This window comes from Natrinema gelatinilyticum, assembly GCF_024266705.1.
Classification (GTDB): domain Archaea; phylum Halobacteriota; class Halobacteria; order Halobacteriales; family Natrialbaceae; genus Natrinema; species Natrinema gelatinilyticum.
The window spans coordinates 1,426,168-1,445,241 of sequence record NZ_CP100756.1; the positions used below are offsets into that span (position 1 = coordinate 1,426,168).

A 19,074-nucleotide genomic window follows, 5' to 3' on the forward strand; every position below is an offset into this window, starting at 1 on the left:
TAATTGAGGGCGCTCAGCCCCCTTCTGCTCACAGCGACGCCGTTCGCATGGACAGCGGGACCCAAGGTCCCGCGCTATCCTCAGCGAGCGTCATCAGAACGCGTACGCGTTCTGATTGGCAGTCAAAAAACAGCGTTTTCTGACGACGCCCGTAGGCGCGAGCCGAGAGAGGATACAGCGTCGCTTGAAATCACTCGGAAAATAGGCTTGTGTGTACCGGAGCAAAGTCTCCGGTATCATCAACTTCCGGTCCCGTATCGGTGATCGCACGACCGGCGAGCCCCTCCTCGAGCAGGTCCGACAGCGGCGGACCGACCTTCTCCGGCTCGACGAGGAAGGCGTCATGACCGTGGTCGGACTCGATCACATGGTGAGCGACGTCGACACCCGTTTCGCGACAGGCGTCGGCCAACGCTTCCGCCTGTTCGACGGTGAAGTGCCAGTCCCCGGTAAACGAGAGGAGCAGGAGTTCCCCTTCGAACGCGGCCAGCGCGTCGGCGTCGGACTCGTAGCCTGCCGACAGGTCGAAGTCGTCCATCGCGCGCGTCATATAGAGATAGCTGTTCGCGTCGAACCGGTCGGTGAACTTGTCGGCCTGATAATCGAGATAGGATTCGACCTCGCGATACGGGAAGAAGGCGGCCGCCGCGTCCGGCGGCTCTTCGCGGACCGTCTCCCTGCCCGCCGAGCGGCGGCCGAACTTGCGGGCCATCGAGGTCTTCGAGAGGTACATGATATGCCCGATCTGTCGGGCTCGAGCCAGTCCGGCTTCGGGTGGCTCGCCGCCGTAGTAGTGGCCGCCGTTCCAGTTCGGATCGGACGTGATCGCCCGCCGGGCGACGGTATCGAGCGCCAGACACTGCGCGTCGAGTCGAGCGGCCGCGGCCACCGCGCAGGCGCGTTCGACGTCGTCCGGAAACCGCCGCAGCCAGTCGAGGACGTTCATACCACCGACGCTGCCGCCGACGATGGCGTGGATTCGGCCGACGCCAAGTGCGTCCAGCAACTCGCGCTGGGCTCGCGTCCAGTCCCCGACCGTGACCGGCGGGAAATCGGTGCCGTAGGGCTTGCCCGTCTCCGGGTTCTCGCTCGCGGGGCCTGTCGTCCCGTAACACGAACCGGGCGCGTTCGTACAGACCACGTAGTACTCCGTCGTATCGATCGCTTTCCCGGGTCCGACGACGTCGCCCCACCAGGCCCGGGCCTGCCCCGCCGTCTCGCCGCCCGCGTCCGGCCGACGGGCGACGTGGGCGCTGCCGGTCAGCGCGTGACAGACCAACACCGCGTTGTCGCCCGTAAACTCGCCGTAGGTCTCGTAGGCCACTTCGAGGTTCGAAATCGACTCCCCGGACTCGAACCGGAACTCCCCGAGGTCGATCCTCTCTTTGGTCGTCATCGTCGCTCACCTCCCTCTCCAGAGGTTCTCGTTGCCACGTCGATGGCTCTTTCGAGGTCCGCCAGGACGTCCTCCGGGTCTTCGATCCCGACCGACATCCGAATCAGGTCGGCGGTGACGCCCGCGTCCTCCCGTTCGTCGGGGGTGAGCTGGCCGTGAGTCGTGCTGGCGGGGTGGATCACCAGCGTCTTCGCGTCGCCGATGTTCGCGAGGAACTGCGCGAGTTCGACGTTCTCGCAGAGTGCTTTGCCCGCCTGGAATCCGCCGTCCAGCCCAAACGCGACCATCCCGCCGTAGTCCTCGAGGTACTGCTCGGCGTTGTCGTGGGTCGGGTGGTCTTCGAGCCCCGGATGCGCGACCCAGGCCACGTCCTCGTGGTCGTCGAGGTAGTCCGCGACGATCGACGCGTTTTCGCAGTGTTTCGCGACGCGGAGGGGCAACGACTCGAGGCCCTGAAGGGTCTGCCAGGCGTCGAACGGTGACTGCTGATTGCCGAGGCTGCGCAGCGAACGGTATCGTGCTGACGCAGCGAAGGGGGCCGCCGAAAAGTCCCGCGCGAAATCGACGTCGTGGTAGGCGTGGTTTTCGCCCGCGATCTCGTCGTAGCCGTGTTCGCCCCAGGGGAAGGAGCCGCCGTCGACGAGGACGCCGCCGACAGTCGTCCCGGAGCCGTGGAGCCACTTCGTCGTCGACTCCCAGACGATGTCGGCCTCGTGCTCGAGCGGACGACAGAGGGCAGGGGTTGCGAACGTGTTGTCGACTACCAGCGGGACGCCGTTGTCGTGGGCGACGTCGGCGATGCGCTCAAAGTCGGGCGTGATCAGCGACGGGTTACCGATCGTCTCGACGTGGACGAACGCGGTGTCCTCGTCGATCGTGGCCTCGTATTCGTCGTACTCGAGGGTGGGGACGAACCGGGGCTCGATATTTCGCCGGGTCGCAGTCTTCGAGAAGTACGCGGTCGTCCCGCCGTAGGTGTCGGTCGAGCAGACAACGTTGTCGCCCGCCTCCGCGAGGATCAACACCGCAGAGTCCAACGCGGCCATGCCGCTTCCTGTCGCAACCGCACCGGCCCCGCCCTCGAGCGAGGCGAGGCGGTCCTCGAGGGTCACGACGGTCGGGTTGGCGATGCGAGAGTAGATGTAGCCGTCGTCCTCGAGGGCGTAGCGGGCGGCGGCCGTGTCGGCGTCCTCGAAAACGTACGAGGTCGTCTGGTAGATCGGCGGTGCCATCGCGCCGGTCTCGGGATCGGGTGACTGGCCGGCGTGGACGCTTCGCGTACCGAAGCCGCACTCGTCGCGGTCAGCGTCACGCCCGTCGCTCGCGTGGTCGCTCATGTTTAGTATGCATATTTCTCTACGTTTATATGCATAGCAGTAACGGCAAAAACAGCAGACTTGTGAATAGCTAGCACGGTAGGTGCAGGAGACGGAGGCCCCGTTGAGCGGGTGAGCGACCCCAAATCCGTCGAACGCTTCGCCTGCAGGTTCAACTCCTGTGGCCGAATGGCGGCCCTGTCCGTGTACAGACAGTGTTTCACCTCGTCGCCGACGACCCGAGTCAGAAACAAACCGCACTCACTATTGGTCTTTAGTTAGGCCTCAGCAGTCGGTTTGATGGCGGTAGCGAGTTGTTCTTGGAGAACCGGCCGTTGTCTGTGGATCTTCTGAGCGTCGTCAATCAGGCGCTCGAGCAGTGGTGGTGGAGAATACCCGAGATAGCCACTCAACTGGTGGAGAATGAGCTGGGCGTGCGACCGGAAGGTCGCCGCCCAGCGTTCCGGCGGAAACACGAGGTCGTCGTCTGCGTGCTCAATAACCAGACTGAGCAACTCACGACTCACGATCAAGGATAACAGCGCCGCATACAGCAAAATCTCTACGATATGCTTCTTCGTCGTATTGAACTCATCCAGTCTGTACTGCGTCTTCAGTTCCCGGAACAGCAGTTCTACCTCCCACCGACACCGATAGATCGTCGCTAGATCCTCCGGGAGGAACTCTTCGCGTGAGAGATTTGTGATGTACAGGTGATAGTCGTCGGCGTCCTCGTTGCGGACGCCGACGACGCGGAACCGTTTCCTATCGCGTGACTGCGTGCCCGCGTACTCTCTCCGGTCAAATTCAACCTCAACTTCGACATCAATGTACTTACGACAGAGATCGTCCACGACGTCGAAGATTTTCTTGCCTTCCAAGGGAATGGCGCGGCCGCGCCATTCCCTGAATTCGCCGGTTACAACCGGGTTAGAACTGCGTTTCAGTCGGCTCACGAAGTAGCCGTTGTTCTCGTCGATCAACGCGAACCGCCGGTACTTGAAATAGGCAAGATCGAGGATCGCTAGACGGCCGTCGAGCCACGATCCTGTCTCGAACTGCGTGCTGTCGTGTCTTTTCTCGTCTGTGACGCTGAATCGGTCAATCGTCTGATCCGTGACATTGTGGAGCAGGTGGAGCCGTGCTCCAGCCTGCTCCTCATGGCGAGCCTCATACTCCTCAGAAAGCAACTCGTGGAGCCGGAGAACCGTTCCATCTGCGATCATCACGTCTCTGAATCGGTTGAACTCCTCTGAAACAGTGTGAGGGACAGCGACCTCGTCGAGACCGTACTCGACGAGGTCGCGCAGATATGCTGCGAGCGTCGGCGTCAACCGCTGAAAGAACCCTCCTGAAGAGAGTGTCTTGTCTGCAGTTGAGTTGTAGCTTCGCCTGAAGCTGGCGAGCGTTCGGCTTGCGCCGCCGGCGAAGCCGAACGCAAACGACCAGACGAGCGGTGGAATCTGCAGCTTCCGGTCACGCTCGACCACGCCGACGGCATCGGCGTGGTCTTCGAGCGCATCAGATGGAAGGAAGTTAGTGAGACGACGTTCAACATCGTGTGAGGAGGTTTTGGTGTGCACAGCTAACACCTCCTCATTCCTTCCGAAAAGAATCCCCGATAAGCCGCCGCTATCGTGCGGTTTTGCGCCTAACTAAAGACGGATGCCGCACTCACAATTGCCGAGAACCTCACGCAGGACGGGTCCGTCGGTATCAGCGACATCGCTGTCGTCGTCCAGGCCGACGGAATCGAACCGCTGACAGCAGGTGGGGACGCAGGGACCGGTGCTACTGTCGACCTCTTTGATCGTTGTTACCCGCAGTACGTGAATGATATCTGCCAAATAGGGAGGTGGATGAGAATAATGGACAGCAGTAGTCGTAGCCGAACACGTTGACACACGCTCGCTAGAGTGAGAGTGCGATCGGCATCGTGCTCGTGCGAGCGGCGGTCAGTCGATCTCGACCGACCACTCGCCGTCGGATTTGACCTCTATGTACCCGACGTCGTGGAACTCGAACGACGGCGGGTTGCCGATGCTGCCGTCGTGGAACAGGAATTCGCGGGTGTCGCCCGTCGCCGAGAGGAAGTGGACGATGAATCGATCCCCGCCGTAGTCGCCGGACGGCCGGTACGTCCCGTCGAATTCGAACGGGCCGTGAACGTCGTTTCCGTTGCCGCTGAACGAGAGCGGCGGGCTTTCTCCGCTCTCGTCGCGCGGCTGTTGAATGAGCACCTCCCAGTCGCCCCCGGCGACGACGCTGAGGCGGTACGATCCGCCGGGCAAATGCCAGGCGGTCCGCCCGTCGTAGGAGCCCGTCGAGTCGACAAATAGCGTCCCATTTCCGTCGTCCACCGGCATGAGTCGGATTCCGAACTCGCCGCCACCGTCGTGGACGGCCTCGACGATAGTGAGACCCCCTCCGATATCGAAGTCGTCGGTGAGCGCATCACCGTTCCCGGAGAACTCCTGCTGGCCCGATCCGGCCGTGGTGGTTATCTCGTCGTCCGTTTCGTTTCCGGTGCCATCGTCGCCCGCTCCGCCATCACCGCCGTCACTTCCCTCTCCGCCATCATCGCTTTCGGTCCCGCCCTCGGCCGCATCGTTCGTACAGCCGGCGAGTGGGAGTGTGAGGCCCCCCAGTGACACGATTTGCACGACGCGTCTTCGTTTCATCTGAGCGCGTTCGTACACGAGAAGCCAATTTTAGTATAGGCAGGTTTACGAAAATCGACTGTCGGTGCGTCGCCTCGGCGATTCAGTTATCGCGGGCTACACGTTCGTCACGTATCATTTCACGATGATTCGAATTTCACCAATTCCGAGGGAACGGTCGTCGGCCACCGCGTCGCCCCCTATCGACTGAGTCACCGGCTCTCGATCTCTCGACGTGCCCGCTCACCCGTGTTCGAGCGACTTCAGCAGCGATCGGACGGCGTCGGACTCGGTCTCTATGCCCTGGACCTGCGGATAGGCCGCGACACAAATCACGAAGTCGTTCTCGTGGGGGACCGGCTCGCTCAGTTGAAGGTAGACGTCGAGCGTGGTTTCGGCGGAGAGCAGTCGGGCACGCGCCTCGTACCGGGCGAGGGCCGTTTCGGTGTCCAGGATCGAAATCGGTTCCTCGTCGACGTACTGGACGTCCTCGAGCCGGTCGTATCGGTTCTGGATCAGTTCGACGAGGTCGTCCGTCGAGTAGTTCCCCACGGGATTGAACGTCTCCCCGAGGAACGACACCTGTGGCGTCGTGAAGGCGGCGATGACCGACGCTTGCACGCGCGTCAAGCCGAGTGCATCGAGCGCTACCGACCGATCGTATTCGGCGTACCAGTTTCGGACCTCGACGGTCCGATCGATCCCGAACCGGCCGACGGTCCGCTCGATGACGACCTGGTCGACGGTGTGTTCGCTGTACCCGGTGTCCTCGAGCGTCGCCCCGGGGACGGTCGCCGCCGTCGACGAAAGCGAGTCTCGAAGGAATCCGGTGCAGCCGGCGACGGTGCCCATTCCGGCAGTCGCTCCCGCGGCGAGGAGCTGTCGACGCGTGACTGTCATCGATAGCAACGGGGCGCCACCGAAGGAAAATACATCGGTTTCGGCTGCGCCGGTCGTCCGTGTGATATCGGACCGCGTCGAGGCGACGGCTTCGGGACCGTCGGTGATTCGGTCGCCCCGAATCTGATGATTTCATACGCACGGAGCGCCAAGCGGCGGTCGTGTCCTCGAGTGATCGCGATCGGGTCGTCCTCGCCGCCCTCGTCTTCGCGGTGTTGTTCTCGCAGGTGTTGCTCTATCCAGGCGTCGCCGCGCTCGTGGAAGCGCTGGGTGCCGGCGGCGCGACGTCGGCGTTCGCGGCGACTGCGCTCGACGCGAGCATGTGGTTTCTGGTCGCCGAGTTCGCGGCCTACGTCGTGTTCGTCGGCGTCTGGGGCCTGGCGAGCGACGTGACCGGTCGCCGCCGTCCCTTCATCGTCGCCGGTGCGCTGACCGGAGCCATCGGCTACGCCGCTCTCGCCGTAGTCCCCGTATTCGGGGCAATTCCCTTCGAGGGCGTCCTCCTCCTGCGAGTCTTTCAGGGAGCGATGACTATCGGCGCGTTCTCCCTGACGATGACCATGCTGATGGACCTCGAGGGCGGTCACGGTCGAAACATGGGGGCGGCCGGGATCGCCATCGGACTCGGTGCCGCCCTCGGCGCACCGGTCGGCGGACAGCTGACGGAACTCGCGCCGGTTGCGCCGCTGCTGGTCGCCGCCGCCTTGCTCGTCTGTGTCGGTACGCTCGTCTCGTTCGTCGGGGAGCGCGCGCCCAACGAACGCCGGACCGCTCGAGCACTCGTCGAGGGCGTCCGTCGACGTCCCACGCTGTCGATTCCGTACGCGTTCGGATTCGTAGACCGACTTACGGCCGGCTTTTTCGCTCTCGTGGGAACCCTCTACTTTCAGGAAGCGTTCGGCCTCGGGGCCGGGACCACCGGTCTCTTGCTGGCGTGTTTTTTCGCTCCGTTCGCCCTGTTACAGTACCCGATGGGGGCGCTCTCGGATCGAATTGGCCGCACGATTCCGATCGTCGTCGGGTCGGTGTGTTACGGCGCGGGCATTCTCGCCGTCGGAGCCGCACAGTCGGTCGCGACCGCTGCGCTGGCGATGGGCGGTGTCGGCGTTCTCGGCGCGCTGGTCGCGCCGGCCACGATGGCGCTGGTTTCCGACCTCGCAGCGGAACGCGAGCGCGGAATCGCCATGGCCGGTTTCAACATCGCCGGCAGCCTCGGCTTTCTCGGCGGCTTCCTCCTCGGCGGGACCGTCGCCGGCAGGTACGGGTACGAACTGGCATTCTTCGTCGTCGGCGGCCTCGAGATCGCGATCGCGGTCGTCACCGTGCCGCTGTTCCTGCGGCTTTCGCTGGGATGCCCCAAACGGGTGCGGGCGGGCGACCGCGGTGATGCGTAATCCGGACTCGCTGGTGTAGCCAAAACTCGGTGATGCGGATGCGGATCGGGCACCCTCGAAATTCGAGGGGACCGTTTACGGACATTACCCGGAACTCGAGGCCATCAAGTTGGACACGAGTGGACGACGGCTCGAGGATGTCAATCGGTCATCAAATGCGAAAATCTTACGTTGTGGTATGTATTGTCATAACATTGTAGGGGTGGAAGGTATCAATTTTTATGTTCACACACCCAAGCGCCGGTGATGGCACGAGACAACGCAATTTCACGGCGAACAGCACTGAAGCTGACGGGCGCGGCCGCGTCGACCGCGCTCATCGCCGGCTGTAGCAGTGGTGGCAACGGGAACGGAAACGGTAACGGGAACGGCAACGGAAACGGCAGCGGGAGCGGCGGCATCGAGATCGAACCCGGAACGGACATCCGATTCAGCGGCCAGACCAGCTACTGGGAGGGCCTCGAGCCGTCCTCGATCGAGGGTGAACAGAATCCGACGCTCGTCCTCACCGAGGGCGAGACCTATACGATCGGCTGGACCGAAGGCGACGGCTCGGCGCACAACATGGAGCTCCGAGACGACAGCGGTGAAGTCGTCGACGAACTCACGACGGGCGACCCCGTCTCGGAGCCCGGCGAGGACCAGGTCATCGAGTTCACGGCGAGCAGCGACATCACCACGTATCGCTGCAACCCGCACCCGAACATGGAAGGCGAGATTCAGATGGGCGGCAGTGGCGGTGGCAGTGGTGGAAACGGTGGCGGTAACGAGACCGGCAACGAAACCGGCGGTAACGAAACTGGCAACGAAACCGGCGGCAACACGTCCGGATAGAAACCGTCGCTAACGTTCCCGAATACGAACCGTCACTATCGTTCTCGGCCAGTAATCAGGTGGCAACGGCAACGGGAACAGCGACGACAGCAGGAACGGCGGCGACGAGTTCGAACCCGCGACGGACATCCGATTCAGCGGCCAGACCAGCTACTGGGAGGGCCTCGAACCGTCCTCGATCGAGGGAGAACAGAATCCGACGCTCGTCCTCACCGAGGGCAAGACCTACACGATCGGCTGGACCGAAGGCGCCGGCCGGGCGCACGACATGGAACTCCGAAAAGACAGCGACAAAGTCGTCGACGAACTCGCGACGGGCGACCCCATCTCGGAGTCCGGCGAGGATCAGATCATCGAGTTCACGGCGAGCAGCGACATCACCACGTATCGCTGCGAACCGCACCCGAACATGGAAGGCACCATCGAGCTCACGTAACCGGTCACTTTCGTCTTCATCTCGCGACCCACGATTGACGTCGCATCGACGTTCGGTGCGCAGCAACCAGTGGAGACGGTTGACTGCGCAGGACCCGGAATACGTTTCCGCTCTGTCGTCTCGTTTTTCCAGTCCCCGTAGCGGACGCTTCGTTCGTCGCCCGCGGTTTTCCGGCCGATCTCGAAACTGTAATCGAGCGTCGGCGGTCGGCCGCCTCACTCCCGGTGCGGCATCAAAAGTACCATACGGTCTCGTGACTCAGTAAGCCGTACTCAGGTGAATTCCGTGACCACGAAACGCGAATATAAAGACGACTATCCCGACAAGACGCTGTACATTCCAGGCCCGACCGAGGTGCGCGAGGACGTCATCGAGTCGATGTGCGAGCCGATGTTTGGCCACCGGATGGATCGGATGACGGACCTGTACACGACCATCGTCGAAGACACGAAGGAGTTCCTCGGCACCGACAACGACGTCGTGATCCTCACGGGTTCGGGGACCGAGTTCATGGAGAGTTCGATCCTCAACCTCGTCGACGAGAACGTCCTCTGTACCACCTGCGGCAGTTTCAGCGAGCGCCAGGCCAACGTCGCTGAACGGCTCGGCAAATCCGTCGACACGCTCGAGTACGAGTGGGGTCAGGCGGTCAAACCCGAGGACGTGCGCGAGGCGCTGACCTCGAGCGACACCGACTACGATGCCGTCACCTGCGTGATGAACGAGAGTTCGACAGGCGTCCGTAACCCCGTCGAAGCGATCGGTGACGTCGTCGCCGACTATCCGGACACCTCCTTCATCGTCGACGCCGTCTCGTCGCTCGGCGGCGACATCGTCGATATCGACGACCACGACATCGACGTCATCTTCACGTCAGTTCAGAAGGCATTCGCCATGCCGCCGGGACTGGCGGTCTGCGTCGTCAGCGACGACGCCTACGAACGCGAACTCGAGAGCGAGTCCGCGTCGTGGTACGGCGGGTTCCAGCGCACGATCGATTACTACGACCGGAAGGGCCAGACCCACTCCACGCCGGCGATTCCGATCATGCTGGCCTACCGCACACAGATGAAATACATGCTCGAGGAAGGCCACGAGGCTCGCGATCAGCGTCATCGCGAGATGGCCGAGTACACGCGTGAGTGGGCCCGCGAATACTTCGACATGTTCCCCGAGGAGGGCTACGAGTCCCAGACCGTGAGCTGTATCGAGAACACGCAGGGGATCGACGTTGCCGAAACCATCGACGCGGTCTCGGAGGAGTACGATATGGTCTTCTCGAACGGATACGGGTCGGCGCTTGGCGAGAAGACGTTCCGCATCGGTCACATGGGTGAACACGACGTCGAGAGCATCCGGACCCTGACCGACGCCATCGAAGACGTCGCCGGATTGTAAGTCGAGGCTCGAGGACGCGGCTGCTCGAGTCGGTCGAATTCTACAGAGATACAGCGAGAGTGCCTCGGGGCGTGACCCCGAGGTACTTCACTGCCCCGTGTCCTGGTCCGCTTCGTGGAGCAGGGCGATAGCACAGCCGGTCAGCGCCACGTTCTTGCAGAAATTGATCTTGTTGTTATTCCGTTCGGCGCCTTCCATCTCCCAGAAGCTGTGGATGACGGGAGTGGTACTCAGGAAGAACACTACCAGCGCACCAGCCGAGGCCCGGGGGTACCTCCAGGCAAGGATCCCAAGGTTCGCGACCAGCAACATCCCGGTAGCGAACGGGACCGCGACCTCGGGGAGCGGAACGCCACTCTCACGGGCAATCTCGACGCGCTTCTCGTTGTTGCGGAAGCCGTCGACCGCCATATACAGCAGTGTCCCCGCGAAGAGGAACCGCCCGAGCCTAGACGGCGCCGCCCCGCTCATGGCTCCAGCGACTCGATTCGGCTGACGTTTGAGGCGACGTGACCGACGGTCTCGTATTCGCCGTCGTCGGTTCGCCTGGCGATGCGTCCCTCCACGTCGTTACGGGTATCCGGAACGTCGAACAGGCCGGACCCACAGAGGACCTCCCCGTCGTGGATCGTCCATGTCTCGACGACCTCGTGGGGCTCGCCGGGGTAGGGAACCCGCTCCCAGTCGCGGCCGAAGTTCGTCGACTCGAACAGCGCGCTCTCGTGTTCGTCGTTGACCCAGGCCGGCGGGGCCTCCTCGCCACCGGAGAAAATGACCGTCCCGTCGTGGATGAACACTCGGCGAATGTACGAGAAGTCGTTGCCGCGGTCGATCCGGTCCCAGGAGTCCCCGCCGTCGACCGTGCGCCAGAGGCCACCTTCGCCGACTGCGTGACCCAGTCCGAGGTTCTCCAGGTTGTGGTCAAGGTATCCTGTCGTCGCCAACCAAACGTCCTCTGAGAGAGGCAGGACCTGATGGATGTCGTCGACGATGGTGTCCCGACGGTCCGTCCAGGTTCGGCCACCGTCGTGACTGATATGGATGCCACCTGCCTCGACGCCAGCGATCAGGTGATCCGGCCGTCCTGGGACCTGCTCCAGGGCTCTGAGCCGGGCGTAGTGAGGGTCGATTGGAGACTCCCAGTGGCCGCGGGAGGGGAGCTCACGGAACCCCTTCAGTTCGGCCCAGGTCTTGCCGTCGTCGACCGACCGGTAGACGTAGGGATCGTTCGTCCCCGCGTACCAGGCCTCCCGGGTCACGAGGGTCGACCACACCTCGCTTTGACCGGCGTGCCAGAAACGGTCGCCCAGCGGAACGCCCAGGTCAGTCCAGGACTCGCCGCCGTCGGTCGACCGATAGGCGCCTTCCGAGGACGCCACGAAGACGCCCTCAGCAGCGTCGAAGGTCTTCACCGCGGTCACCACGCCACAGTCCAGCACTTGCTCGGGTTCCCCCCTCTCGAAGGGAACCGAGTCGACACGGAACAGGCCGTCGTCGGTTCCGATGAGCAACGACATGTGTGAGACGTGTTCGCGATACACAATAAGGTTTTACCAAGCTGTAAACGATAAGTGGGCACCGACCGAAGCGGGGGGTGACGGCGACGAGGCCGAGAGCCTGGCCCGGAGCGCAGGTGGACCACATGGATTCGAACTCGACCTATCCAACCGCACGACCGACCGACGCATCGTATCTACAAGAAGAGCCGGACCTACCGACTGATCTGCTAAACTTTCCGTGGATCGACGGCCACAACCACGCCCAGACCCTCTCGTGGGACGACCGCGAGCGCTATGCCCTCTCCGGCTGTGCAGGGATGGTGATGGTGGCCTCGGGCTATCACTGGACGCCCTACAAACCCGTCCAGGCCGCGGACGTGCGGTTCCTCTGGGACGATGCCATCAACCGCCGGGCGGCCATCGAGCGCAACCACTTCTTCCAGGCTCGCCTGGGACTGGGGGTTCATACCGGTGTCCGCATCGAGAACCCCGACGATCTGCTGGAGGCGATGCACGAGTACCTGGCCCTCGAAGAGGTCGTTGCCGTCGGCGAGACTGGCGTCACGCCAAGCCAGCACGTCACCGCCTGGGACCTGGGCGAACAGCGCGCTGTCGTCGGCGCACAGATGGAACTGGCTGCCGACCACGATCTGCCGGTCATACTCCACACGCCAAACACCGGAACCGAGTCCAAGCGCGAGTACCGCGAAGACGTTGGGACACCGGGCTACGAGAAGAACTACGGCCTGGGGTCCGACCCGGTCATCGACGCGGAGAACCCCGCGCTGGAAGCGGTAAAGATCGACATCGCCGAGGCTCGAGATGCAGGTCTAGCCGACGAGCAGGTGGTAGCCTCCCACGCCGATCCCAACAACACCGAATACCTGATGGAGGAGACCGACACCTACCTGAGTTACACTATCGGCCACTCCTGGCTGGTCGGGGTCGACGCCGCGGACGTCGCCAACGCCATCGACGAGTACGGGCCCGAACGGATCATGGTCGACACCGACTGCGCGAACGTTCTGCGGACCGACCCCTACGCCATCAAGCGGGCCATCCTCGAACTCTACCGGTACGGTATCGAACCCGACGCGATCCGCAAGGTCGTCTGGGAGAACCCGAAAACAGTCTATGGTTTCGACGAGTAGACACCCGGAAAACGGCCACTGACCTGCGAATCAGTCGAAGACGCAGTCCTTCGTTATCTTGCCCAGGCCTTCGACGCCGATGGTGACCTTGTCTCCCTCCTCGAGCAGGACGGGCGGGTCGCGGTAAACGCCTACGCCTGGCGATGTCCCAGTGAAGATGAGGTCGCCGGGTTCTAGAGTGAACGCCTGGCTACAGAACGATAGCAGTTCGTCGGTGCCGAAAATGAAGGGCTCCGTCGAGGAGTCCTGGAGGCGCTCACCGTTGACATCCGCGTGAAGTATCTCAGGGGCAAGCCCCGAGACACTCTCGTTGTATCTCTGTAGATTCCGAGTCGCATGTCGTATGCGTAGGAGTTTATCGTGGTCGTGGGTGAAATCGAGGGTGGTTCAGGGACGCTACATGTCGATGCCGGCTTCCTCGATGAGACGCTCGCCGGACTCGACGAACCGGTCGAACTCCTCGTCGACGAGGTCGTTCAGCAGTTCACCGTCGCGGACGCGGAACTCGCCGTCGACCAGGACGGTGTCGATGTGGGACTGATCGGCCTGGAAGACCGCGGTCTGGACCGGCGAATGCGACGGCGCCGTCATGAAGTCGTTCATGTCTATCATGACGATGTCGGCGCGCTTGCCGGGAGTGAGCGTCCCGATTTCGTCTTCCATGCCCAGCGCCTTCGCGCCCTCGACCGTCGCCATCTCGAGAGTTTCCTGCGCGCTGAGTTCGGTCTCTATGACCTCCTCGCCCGCCTCGAGCAGGTCCTGGTTCTCCAGCATCCGGTGGACCTGCAGCCCGATGCGCATCTGGCTACCCATGTCACCGGAGACGTTCGAACAGACGTCAACGCCCCAGGCCACGCGGCCGCCGGCGTCGAGCACCTTCCCGGTGACGGGGATGCCGTGGCCCATCTGCATCTCGACCTCGGGGGTCGACGAGAAGGTGGCGCCCTGGTCGACGGCGTGCTGGACCTCCTCCTGGGAGAAGTGGTTCGCGTGGGCGATGTTCACGTCGGGACCGAGCATGTCCTCGATGGCCCCGAAGCCCTGGTACCCAGGGTTGTACTCCGATGAGGTCCACTGAGCGGCGCCCATGTGGATGGTGGCGATGACGCCCATGTCACGCGCCAGTTCCAAGTCGCTGCGGGCAATCTCGTCGGTACAGAAATCCGGTCCCCGGAGCCCGATCGCTAGGCTGAGCAGGTCGTCGTCGCGGATCTCCTCGTTGTAGAGCTCACGGATGTTCTGCTCGGGGAGGCCGACGTCGCTGTCGTACCACCACTTCGCCGCGTCGTCGCCCGGCGGGCCGTAGGTGTACACCGTGCGCAGTCCAGCGTCCTTCAGCGCGTCGACGGCCCGTTCGCCGTGTTCGAGCGAGTTGGGGTACGACCAGTCCAGGGCCGTGGTCGTCCCCGTATAGAGCTTCTCCAGCGCGCCGAAGAGGCCGCCGAGGTACATGTCTTCGGGCTGGTAGAGCCCGGTGATATTGCCGAGCATGTGCTCGAAGTATTCACCCATGAGCGACCAGTCCCCGGCGATGCCCCTGACCTGGGTCTGTGCGAGGTGAATGTGCGAGTCGACGAAGCCCGGGACCACCACGTGGTCGCTGGCGTCGACGACCTCCGCGCCGCCCGCCGTGTCCGAGAGGTCCTGGCCAATGTCGATGATCTCGCCATCCTCGATGAGGATGTCCCCGTTTTCGAGGTCCCCGACATCCTCGTCGAGGGAGACGATGTCTCCGTTCTGTATCAGTTTCCTTGCCATGTGCAGACATACCATTGTGACCAGTTGGTAAAAAATTACCGTGCGGTAAAGGGTCCGTGCAGGGGATAAGCGATATATGCGCTGCTCACACGATCCTCAAGTATGAGCACATCGGGGACGGGAGACGTGCCGCCGGACACTCGGGAGGAGATCATGGAGGCGACCTTCCGGGCCCTGAGCAAGCACGGCTACTCCGATCTGCGGATGCGCGATATCGGCGAAGAGATGGAGATGACCCGCCAGGTCATTCACTACCACTACGACGGCAAGTACGACCTGATGTCGCACTTCCTCGAGTACATCGTCGAGCAGTACGAGGGGAGCGTGGAGATCGACGGCAACGCCCCGCCCAGGGAGGAACTCGACGCCCGCATCCACCAGTGCCTATTCGGACCTAGCTTCGAAGATTTCAGCCACTGGGACCGCATGAAGGTCTACCACGAGCTATTCACCCACGCCCAGAACGACGAGCGTCACCGCGAAATCTTCAACGAACACTACGGCCGCATCCGGGGGAGTATCACCGAGGTTGTCGAGGACGGCATCGAACAGGGCGTCTTCCGCGACGTCGACACCGAGCGGATGGGGCAGATGATCACCGACCTCATCCATGCCGCCCGTGGCCGCAAGCTCTCGCTTGGCCACGAGGAGGCTCCCGTACAGACCTGGCACTCCATCGACGAGTTCATCTTGGACTCCCTAGTCCGGGAAGAGTGAGACTTCCCCCGCCTGGCATGACAGGGATGAAACGTTGTCTAGATAATTACGAGAATCCAACGGGAAATCTCATTAATAGATTGGCATGAACGCTGTCCCGATGTCTCCGGGGCATCGTGCTGAATATATTCTCTCTATTCACCAGGCAACTCTTGGCATCTACTGATGGTTTCAACAGTTCCGAGTGAAAATATCGGAACCGGCCATGAGAACTCGCTCGAGTCCGTCGACGGCGAGCGAGCGGTTCGAAGAACCCGAGAGGTGAGCGGTTCGGAGTGAGCGCAGGGGGCGAGAACCGCTCGAAAGCGATCGGGGAACGGAGTGATTCGAGCGTGATACCTTCATCGCGAGCGCCGGAGGCGCGAACGGGCCGACGATTGACCCGGAATGAACGCAGTGAATGGAGGGGAAAGAGGAGTGCTTTTCATCGAAGCAAACCGTGATCGGAGATTTCGCGAGGTCGTCGGCGCTTTGCGCCAACTGCAAGCGATTCCGAAGGAATCGCCCAGTCCAAAAGAGCGCGAAGTGCTCTTTTGAGGCTTTTGCCGAGGGCACGGTGAAGCCGTGCCCGCAGCGCAACAGTTCGTTTCTATTGAATATGGCCTTCGCGCCGGAGCTGGTCGGCGTCGCTCTTCTCGTAGCGCCAGGTGATGTCGGCCTTTTCGTCCTGCCAGTCCCAGGGTTTGACGAGGACGACGTCGTCCTCGCGGATCCAGATGCGTTTTTGCATCTTGCCGGGAATCCGCGCAGTGCGTTCTTTGCCGTCGGCACAGCGTACTGTCACCCGATTCGCCCCAAGCATGTTGGTGACGGTCGCAAAGACCTCGTCGTCCTCGGGCATCCGGAGGTTCTTCCGACCACCATTACCGTCCTCGCTCATGGCCGTCGGTTAGCGGTCGAGCGGTTTAATCCTTTATCGTTCTTTCGCGCCGGTCCTCGTCGTCGTCGACCTGGGCACTCCCACGGGCGAAAAACCGCGTCGTTTATTCCGTTCGCCTCTCGAGCCCTGCGTATGTTGCAATCACTCGACGCACTCGGCGTCGCCGGTCTCGTGGTTCTGCTCGCCGGTATCGCCCTCATCGCATCTCAGAATCTGTGGATCGCCGTCGGGATGGCGCTCATCGTCGCCGGGCTCGGTCTGCTGATCAGATCGTTGATCTCTGGCATGCTCCGGAATTTCGGGATGTTTTGAACTTCCGGAGCGGAAGCGCTCCCAAACGACGGCTCGAGCGTTTTGCTTCTGGACCGCGTATTTGAGTATAGGATACACGCTCCAGTACTACGATCTGTCTTGGGTGGTATCGGCGCGAGCCTCGGAATCGGAGCCATGGTCGGCCTCGTAACGTCCATACCGTCACCGGCCGCGATTGTCGGGTTCGGCGCGGTCGCGACCGGGTTCATCGCTCGCGCACTATACATCAACGAACCGGTCGACGACACCGACGATCTGACCGAGGAGGTCGCCATAGAGGAGGTACCGAAGGTGCTGTCACCGTTAGAAACCGGCCCGGAAGTGGAGGTTCTCGATCCGACGAACAGTCAACTATACTTCGTTGTCGCCCGCCCGGTGTTCGCTGATGAGCTGGTCGACCATTGCGGCTTTGCGGTCCCGTTTTCGATCACGCGCGCGTTCGTGCCAGTCGTCGATGACCGCATCGACGTCGTCCTCTCGAGCGACGGCGAGTTCGTCCACTTCTTGCATGGCGACGTCGTCTGCGGGACCGACCGGGATTTCGGCGTCGAAGAGGAGTTCGTCGGCGATCTCCGAGAGGCCGCCGTCCTTCAGGATGACGCGGGGGTCGAACTCCGTCATGAGTTCGGCCGTCGACCGACCCGCGCCACTCGCGTCCCGAATGTAGACGACGTCGCCGGCGGCAATGCCGTACTGTTCGTCCGCCTCGCGGATGGCGCCTTTGGTGAACTTCTCGACGACTTTGACCGGCACCAGCCCCTCCTTCTTCGCCGAGACGTCGCTGAAGTTCGAGTGATCGAGCTTCCAGAGCGCCTTCATCCGCTCGACTTTCTTCTCCAGCGTCCCGACCTCGTCCCGAGCGTCGTCGCGCTCGCGCTCGAGCCGGTTGGCCTTCCGCTCGAGTCGGCTCACCTCGCGGTCCCGACGGACCTCCGTTCGCTCTTGCCGGCGGGCGGTACTGAGTTCCGTCTCGAGTTCGTCGATGCGGTCGTCGCGGTCCTCGATGCGGCCCTCGAGTCGCTCGACGTGCGACTGGAGGCGCTCGACCTGGCGCTCGAGATCTTTGATCCGCTGTTCTTCCGCGGTGAGTTCACGCGGTTCGTGGTGGGTGGACTCTTCGTCGCCGCCGGAATCGTCGTCGGTCAGATCTCGCAAAACCGCTTCGACGCTCTCTTCGCCGGCGACGACGCGGGCGGTGACTTCGCCGCGATCGATACCCGGCGGGAGCTTGTCGGCGATCCGGTCGAACTGGTCGGCGTGGGCGTCGACGGCGTACAGCGCGGCGGCCATCGCGTCCCGCTGGTGGTCGTTGTCGTAGGGATGGTCGCGGGTTCGGTGCTGTTTCTCGTCGATCGGCAGATCCCGGTCGGGCGTCCAGGCCGCGGCGTCGAAGCTTCGGCGGAACTTCTCGACGGTCTCGGGGATCGGCGTGACGTCGGCCGCGACGATGATCGGTCGGCCGCGTTCGACGATCCACTCGATCACTTCGGCGGTATCACTCGTGCGCGAACTCCAGACGTCCAGCACGTCCCCTTCGAGGCCAACGATGGCGACGGCAGTCGTCGTCCCGGGGTCGATCCCGACGACGACGTGGTCGCGGCGCTTGACGAGTGGGCGGAATTCGATGCCGTCGCGCCGCTCCCGTTCGATCTCGACGCGAACGTCGCCCGATCGATTCCGCGAGACGGGGATGTCGCTGGGCCGGGCCCGGACGGTGAAGATGGCGTTGGCGTAGCCGCCGTATGATTCGCGAATCTCCGTTTCGTACTCGAGGTTCGCATCCTCGAGTTCGGATTCGACTTCGCGGGAGCGGCGCTTGACGGACCCGTGGATGCGGCGGGTGAAGCGGTCCTCGCTCCAGCCGCCGCTCCCGGTTGAGCGGCCTCGTGAAACCTTTACTTCCGTCGTGTCGGTAAACGCGGAGACCTCGTGGCCGACGTTGTGAGCGGCGAGCCGGGCGGCGGCCTCGGCCTCCATCATGGGATCTTTTCCGTAGGGAATCCCGTGTCGTTTCGCGACGCGAGAGAGCGGTTCGGGTTGCTCTGCGCCGGTCACCTGGACGAGACGGGTGTTCGCGGGCAACGAACCGAGGAAGTGGATGAGCTGATCCTTGTCGGCTGCCAGCTCGTACATGTTGTCCGTCGCGACGATTGCTGGTTCCTCGTCGTCGATCAACCGTCTGAGTTTTCGGTGGGAGACGACGTCACGCGCGACGTCGTCGCCGTCGTAGACCGCCAGTGCGTACGATGGTGCATCGCCACGCACGTCACCGCTCTGAACGTCGACACCGAAGACGACCGCATCGAGCGCACTCGTTCGCGTACTCACAGGCCGTTATAGGAACGAGTCGGCTATAAATCCGACGCGGCCGTTCAGCCAGTGAGCCAGTTCTGGCACGATGGTGGACGTGGTCGTGACCGCCT

The 19,074-nt window shown here is 62.8% G+C and carries 18 protein-coding genes and 1 pseudogene; 7 read left to right on the forward strand and 12 right to left on the reverse strand.

Annotation, left to right across the window (positions count from 1 at the left end; genetic code table 11):
- Nucleotides 1–190 precede the first annotated feature (190 nt).
- The 5 genes from metX to NJU76_RS07025 form a co-directional block, all read right to left on the reverse strand.
- Nucleotides 191–1,396 (reverse strand): homoserine O-acetyltransferase MetX, encoded by a 1,206-nt coding sequence (metX, locus tag NJU76_RS07005; protein WP_254532058.1) that lies wholly within the window; start codon nucleotides 1,394–1,396, stop codon nucleotides 191–193.
- The gene (locus NJU76_RS07010) at nucleotides 1,393–2,733 is read right to left on the reverse strand and encodes an O-acetylhomoserine aminocarboxypropyltransferase/cysteine synthase family protein (RefSeq protein ID WP_254532059.1); all 1,341 of its coding nucleotides are present in this window, start codon (nucleotides 2,731–2,733) and stop codon (nucleotides 1,393–1,395) included. The genes metX and NJU76_RS07010 overlap by 4 nt, the downstream gene beginning before the upstream one ends.
- 257 nt (nucleotides 2,734–2,990) lie before the next feature.
- Nucleotides 2,991–4,295: an IS4 family transposase gene (locus tag NJU76_RS07015; protein WP_254532060.1), complete on the reverse strand. Its 1,305-nt coding sequence runs from the start codon at nucleotides 4,293–4,295 to the stop codon at nucleotides 2,991–2,993.
- A 372-nt stretch (nucleotides 4,296–4,667) separates the two neighbouring features.
- Nucleotides 4,668–5,366 carry a hypothetical protein gene (locus NJU76_RS07020; protein ID WP_254532061.1) on the reverse strand — a complete coding sequence of 233 codons (699 nt, stop codon included), beginning with the start codon at nucleotides 5,364–5,366 and terminating at the stop codon, nucleotides 4,668–4,670.
- A 249-nt stretch (nucleotides 5,367–5,615) separates the two neighbouring features.
- Entirely contained in the window at nucleotides 5,616–6,272 is a 657-nt protein-coding gene (locus tag NJU76_RS07025) for a DUF6517 family protein (RefSeq protein ID WP_254532062.1), read from the reverse strand.
- A 161-nt stretch (nucleotides 6,273–6,433) separates the two neighbouring features.
- Between NJU76_RS07025 and NJU76_RS07030 the strand changes: the two genes are divergently transcribed.
- On the forward strand, nucleotides 6,434–7,666 hold the full coding sequence (locus NJU76_RS07030) for an MFS transporter (RefSeq protein WP_254532063.1): 1,233 nt from the start codon (nucleotides 6,434–6,436) through the stop codon (nucleotides 7,664–7,666).
- 246 nt (nucleotides 7,667–7,912) lie between these two features.
- Entirely contained in the window at nucleotides 7,913–8,500 is a 588-nt protein-coding gene (locus NJU76_RS07035) for a plastocyanin/azurin family copper-binding protein (protein ID WP_254532064.1), read from the forward strand.
- 55 nt (nucleotides 8,501–8,555) lie between these two features.
- Here NJU76_RS07035 and NJU76_RS07040 read toward each other — a convergent pair whose 3' ends face one another.
- Nucleotides 8,556–8,765, reverse strand: coding sequence for a hypothetical protein (locus NJU76_RS07040; RefSeq protein WP_254532065.1), 210 nt, complete (start codon nucleotides 8,763–8,765; stop codon nucleotides 8,556–8,558).
- Between the two features lie 3 nt (nucleotides 8,766–8,768).
- Between NJU76_RS07040 and NJU76_RS07045 the strand changes: the two genes are divergently transcribed.
- Together NJU76_RS07045 and NJU76_RS07050 are read left to right on the forward strand one after the other, a co-directional pair.
- The gene (locus NJU76_RS07045) at nucleotides 8,769–8,936 is read left to right on the forward strand and encodes a plastocyanin/azurin family copper-binding protein (RefSeq protein ID WP_254532066.1); all 168 of its coding nucleotides are present in this window, start codon (nucleotides 8,769–8,771) and stop codon (nucleotides 8,934–8,936) included.
- Between the two features lie 285 nt (nucleotides 8,937–9,221).
- On the forward strand, nucleotides 9,222–10,334 hold the full coding sequence (locus tag NJU76_RS07050; RefSeq protein ID WP_254532067.1) for a pyridoxal-phosphate-dependent aminotransferase family protein: 1,113 nt from the start codon (nucleotides 9,222–9,224) through the stop codon (nucleotides 10,332–10,334).
- 87 nt (nucleotides 10,335–10,421) lie between these two features.
- Here NJU76_RS07050 and NJU76_RS07055 read toward each other — a convergent pair whose 3' ends face one another.
- Both NJU76_RS07055 and NJU76_RS07060 read right to left on the reverse strand, forming a co-directional pair.
- Nucleotides 10,422–10,805 carry a DoxX family protein gene (locus tag NJU76_RS07055; RefSeq protein WP_254532068.1) on the reverse strand — a complete coding sequence of 128 codons (384 nt, stop codon included), beginning with the start codon at nucleotides 10,803–10,805 and terminating at the stop codon, nucleotides 10,422–10,424.
- Nucleotides 10,802–11,851, reverse strand: a complete 1,050-nt coding sequence (locus tag NJU76_RS07060; protein WP_254532069.1) for a WD40/YVTN/BNR-like repeat-containing protein — start codon at nucleotides 11,849–11,851, stop codon at nucleotides 10,802–10,804. Before NJU76_RS07060 ends, NJU76_RS07055 begins: the two co-directional genes overlap by 4 nt.
- 125 nt (nucleotides 11,852–11,976) lie before the next feature.
- Here NJU76_RS07060 and NJU76_RS07065 point away from each other — a divergent pair, with 125 nt between their 5' ends.
- On the forward strand, nucleotides 11,977–12,984 hold the full coding sequence (locus tag NJU76_RS07065; protein ID WP_254532070.1) for a TatD family hydrolase: 1,008 nt from the start codon (nucleotides 11,977–11,979) through the stop codon (nucleotides 12,982–12,984).
- 30 nt (nucleotides 12,985–13,014) lie between these two features.
- Here the strand turns inward: NJU76_RS07065 and NJU76_RS07070 are convergent.
- Together NJU76_RS07070 and NJU76_RS07075 are read right to left on the reverse strand one after the other, a co-directional pair.
- Nucleotides 13,015–13,263: pseudogene (locus NJU76_RS07070) on the reverse strand (fumarylacetoacetate hydrolase family protein); the annotation flags it as partial.
- A 117-nt stretch (nucleotides 13,264–13,380) separates the two neighbouring features.
- Entirely contained in the window at nucleotides 13,381–14,742 is a 1,362-nt protein-coding gene (locus NJU76_RS07075; protein ID WP_254532071.1) for an amidohydrolase family protein, read from the reverse strand.
- Nucleotides 14,743–14,844: 102 nt separating this feature from the next.
- Between NJU76_RS07075 and NJU76_RS07080 the strand changes: the two genes are divergently transcribed.
- Entirely contained in the window at nucleotides 14,845–15,459 is a 615-nt protein-coding gene (locus tag NJU76_RS07080) for a TetR/AcrR family transcriptional regulator (RefSeq protein WP_254532072.1), read from the forward strand.
- A gap of 589 nt (nucleotides 15,460–16,048) precedes the next feature.
- Here the strand turns inward: NJU76_RS07080 and eif1A are convergent.
- The gene (gene eif1A / locus NJU76_RS07085) at nucleotides 16,049–16,339 is read right to left on the reverse strand and encodes a translation initiation factor eIF-1A (RefSeq protein WP_254532073.1); all 291 of its coding nucleotides are present in this window, start codon (nucleotides 16,337–16,339) and stop codon (nucleotides 16,049–16,051) included.
- Nucleotides 16,340–16,471: 132 nt separating this feature from the next.
- Here eif1A and NJU76_RS07090 point away from each other — a divergent pair, with 132 nt between their 5' ends.
- Complete coding sequence (locus NJU76_RS07090) at nucleotides 16,472–16,651, forward strand: DUF7470 family protein (protein WP_254532074.1); 180 nt, start codon at nucleotides 16,472–16,474, stop codon at nucleotides 16,649–16,651.
- Nucleotides 16,652–17,002: 351 nt separating this feature from the next.
- Here the strand turns inward: NJU76_RS07090 and NJU76_RS07100 are convergent, their stop codons facing one another.
- Nucleotides 17,003–18,979: a DUF460 domain-containing protein gene (locus tag NJU76_RS07100; RefSeq protein WP_254532075.1), complete on the reverse strand. Its 1,977-nt coding sequence runs from the start codon at nucleotides 18,977–18,979 to the stop codon at nucleotides 17,003–17,005.
- Nucleotides 18,980–19,074: the final 95 nt, after the last annotated feature.

What these genes read in the sequence shown, in the direction of transcription:
- metX (WP_254532058.1), bottom strand. Translation starts at nt 1,396, where the DNA reads ATGACGACCAAAGAGAGGATCGACCTCGGGGAGTTCCGGTTCGAGTCC.
- NJU76_RS07010 (WP_254532059.1), bottom strand. Translation starts at nt 2,733, where the DNA reads ATGAGCGACCACGCGAGCGACGGGCGTGACGCTGACCGCGACGAGTGC.
- NJU76_RS07025 (WP_254532062.1), bottom strand. Translation starts at nt 6,272, where the DNA reads ATGACAGTCACGCGTCGACAGCTCCTCGCCGCGGGAGCGACTGCCGGA.
- NJU76_RS07035 (WP_254532064.1), top strand. Translation starts at nt 7,913, where the DNA reads ATGGCACGAGACAACGCAATTTCACGGCGAACAGCACTGAAGCTGACG.
- NJU76_RS07045 (WP_254532066.1), top strand. Translation starts at nt 8,769, where the DNA reads ATGGAACTCCGAAAAGACAGCGACAAAGTCGTCGACGAACTCGCGACG.
- NJU76_RS07055 (WP_254532068.1), bottom strand. Translation starts at nt 10,805, where the DNA reads ATGAGCGGGGCGGCGCCGTCTAGGCTCGGGCGGTTCCTCTTCGCGGGG.
- NJU76_RS07060 (WP_254532069.1), bottom strand. Translation starts at nt 11,851, where the DNA reads ATGTCGTTGCTCATCGGAACCGACGACGGCCTGTTCCGTGTCGACTCG.
- NJU76_RS07065 (WP_254532070.1), top strand. Translation starts at nt 11,977, where the DNA reads ATGGATTCGAACTCGACCTATCCAACCGCACGACCGACCGACGCATCG.
- NJU76_RS07075 (WP_254532071.1), bottom strand. Translation starts at nt 14,742, where the DNA reads ATGGCAAGGAAACTGATACAGAACGGAGACATCGTCTCCCTCGACGAG.
- NJU76_RS07080 (WP_254532072.1), top strand. Translation starts at nt 14,845, where the DNA reads ATGAGCACATCGGGGACGGGAGACGTGCCGCCGGACACTCGGGAGGAG.
- eif1A (WP_254532073.1), bottom strand. Translation starts at nt 16,339, where the DNA reads ATGAGCGAGGACGGTAATGGTGGTCGGAAGAACCTCCGGATGCCCGAG.
- NJU76_RS07090 (WP_254532074.1), top strand. Translation starts at nt 16,472, where the DNA reads ATGTTGCAATCACTCGACGCACTCGGCGTCGCCGGTCTCGTGGTTCTG.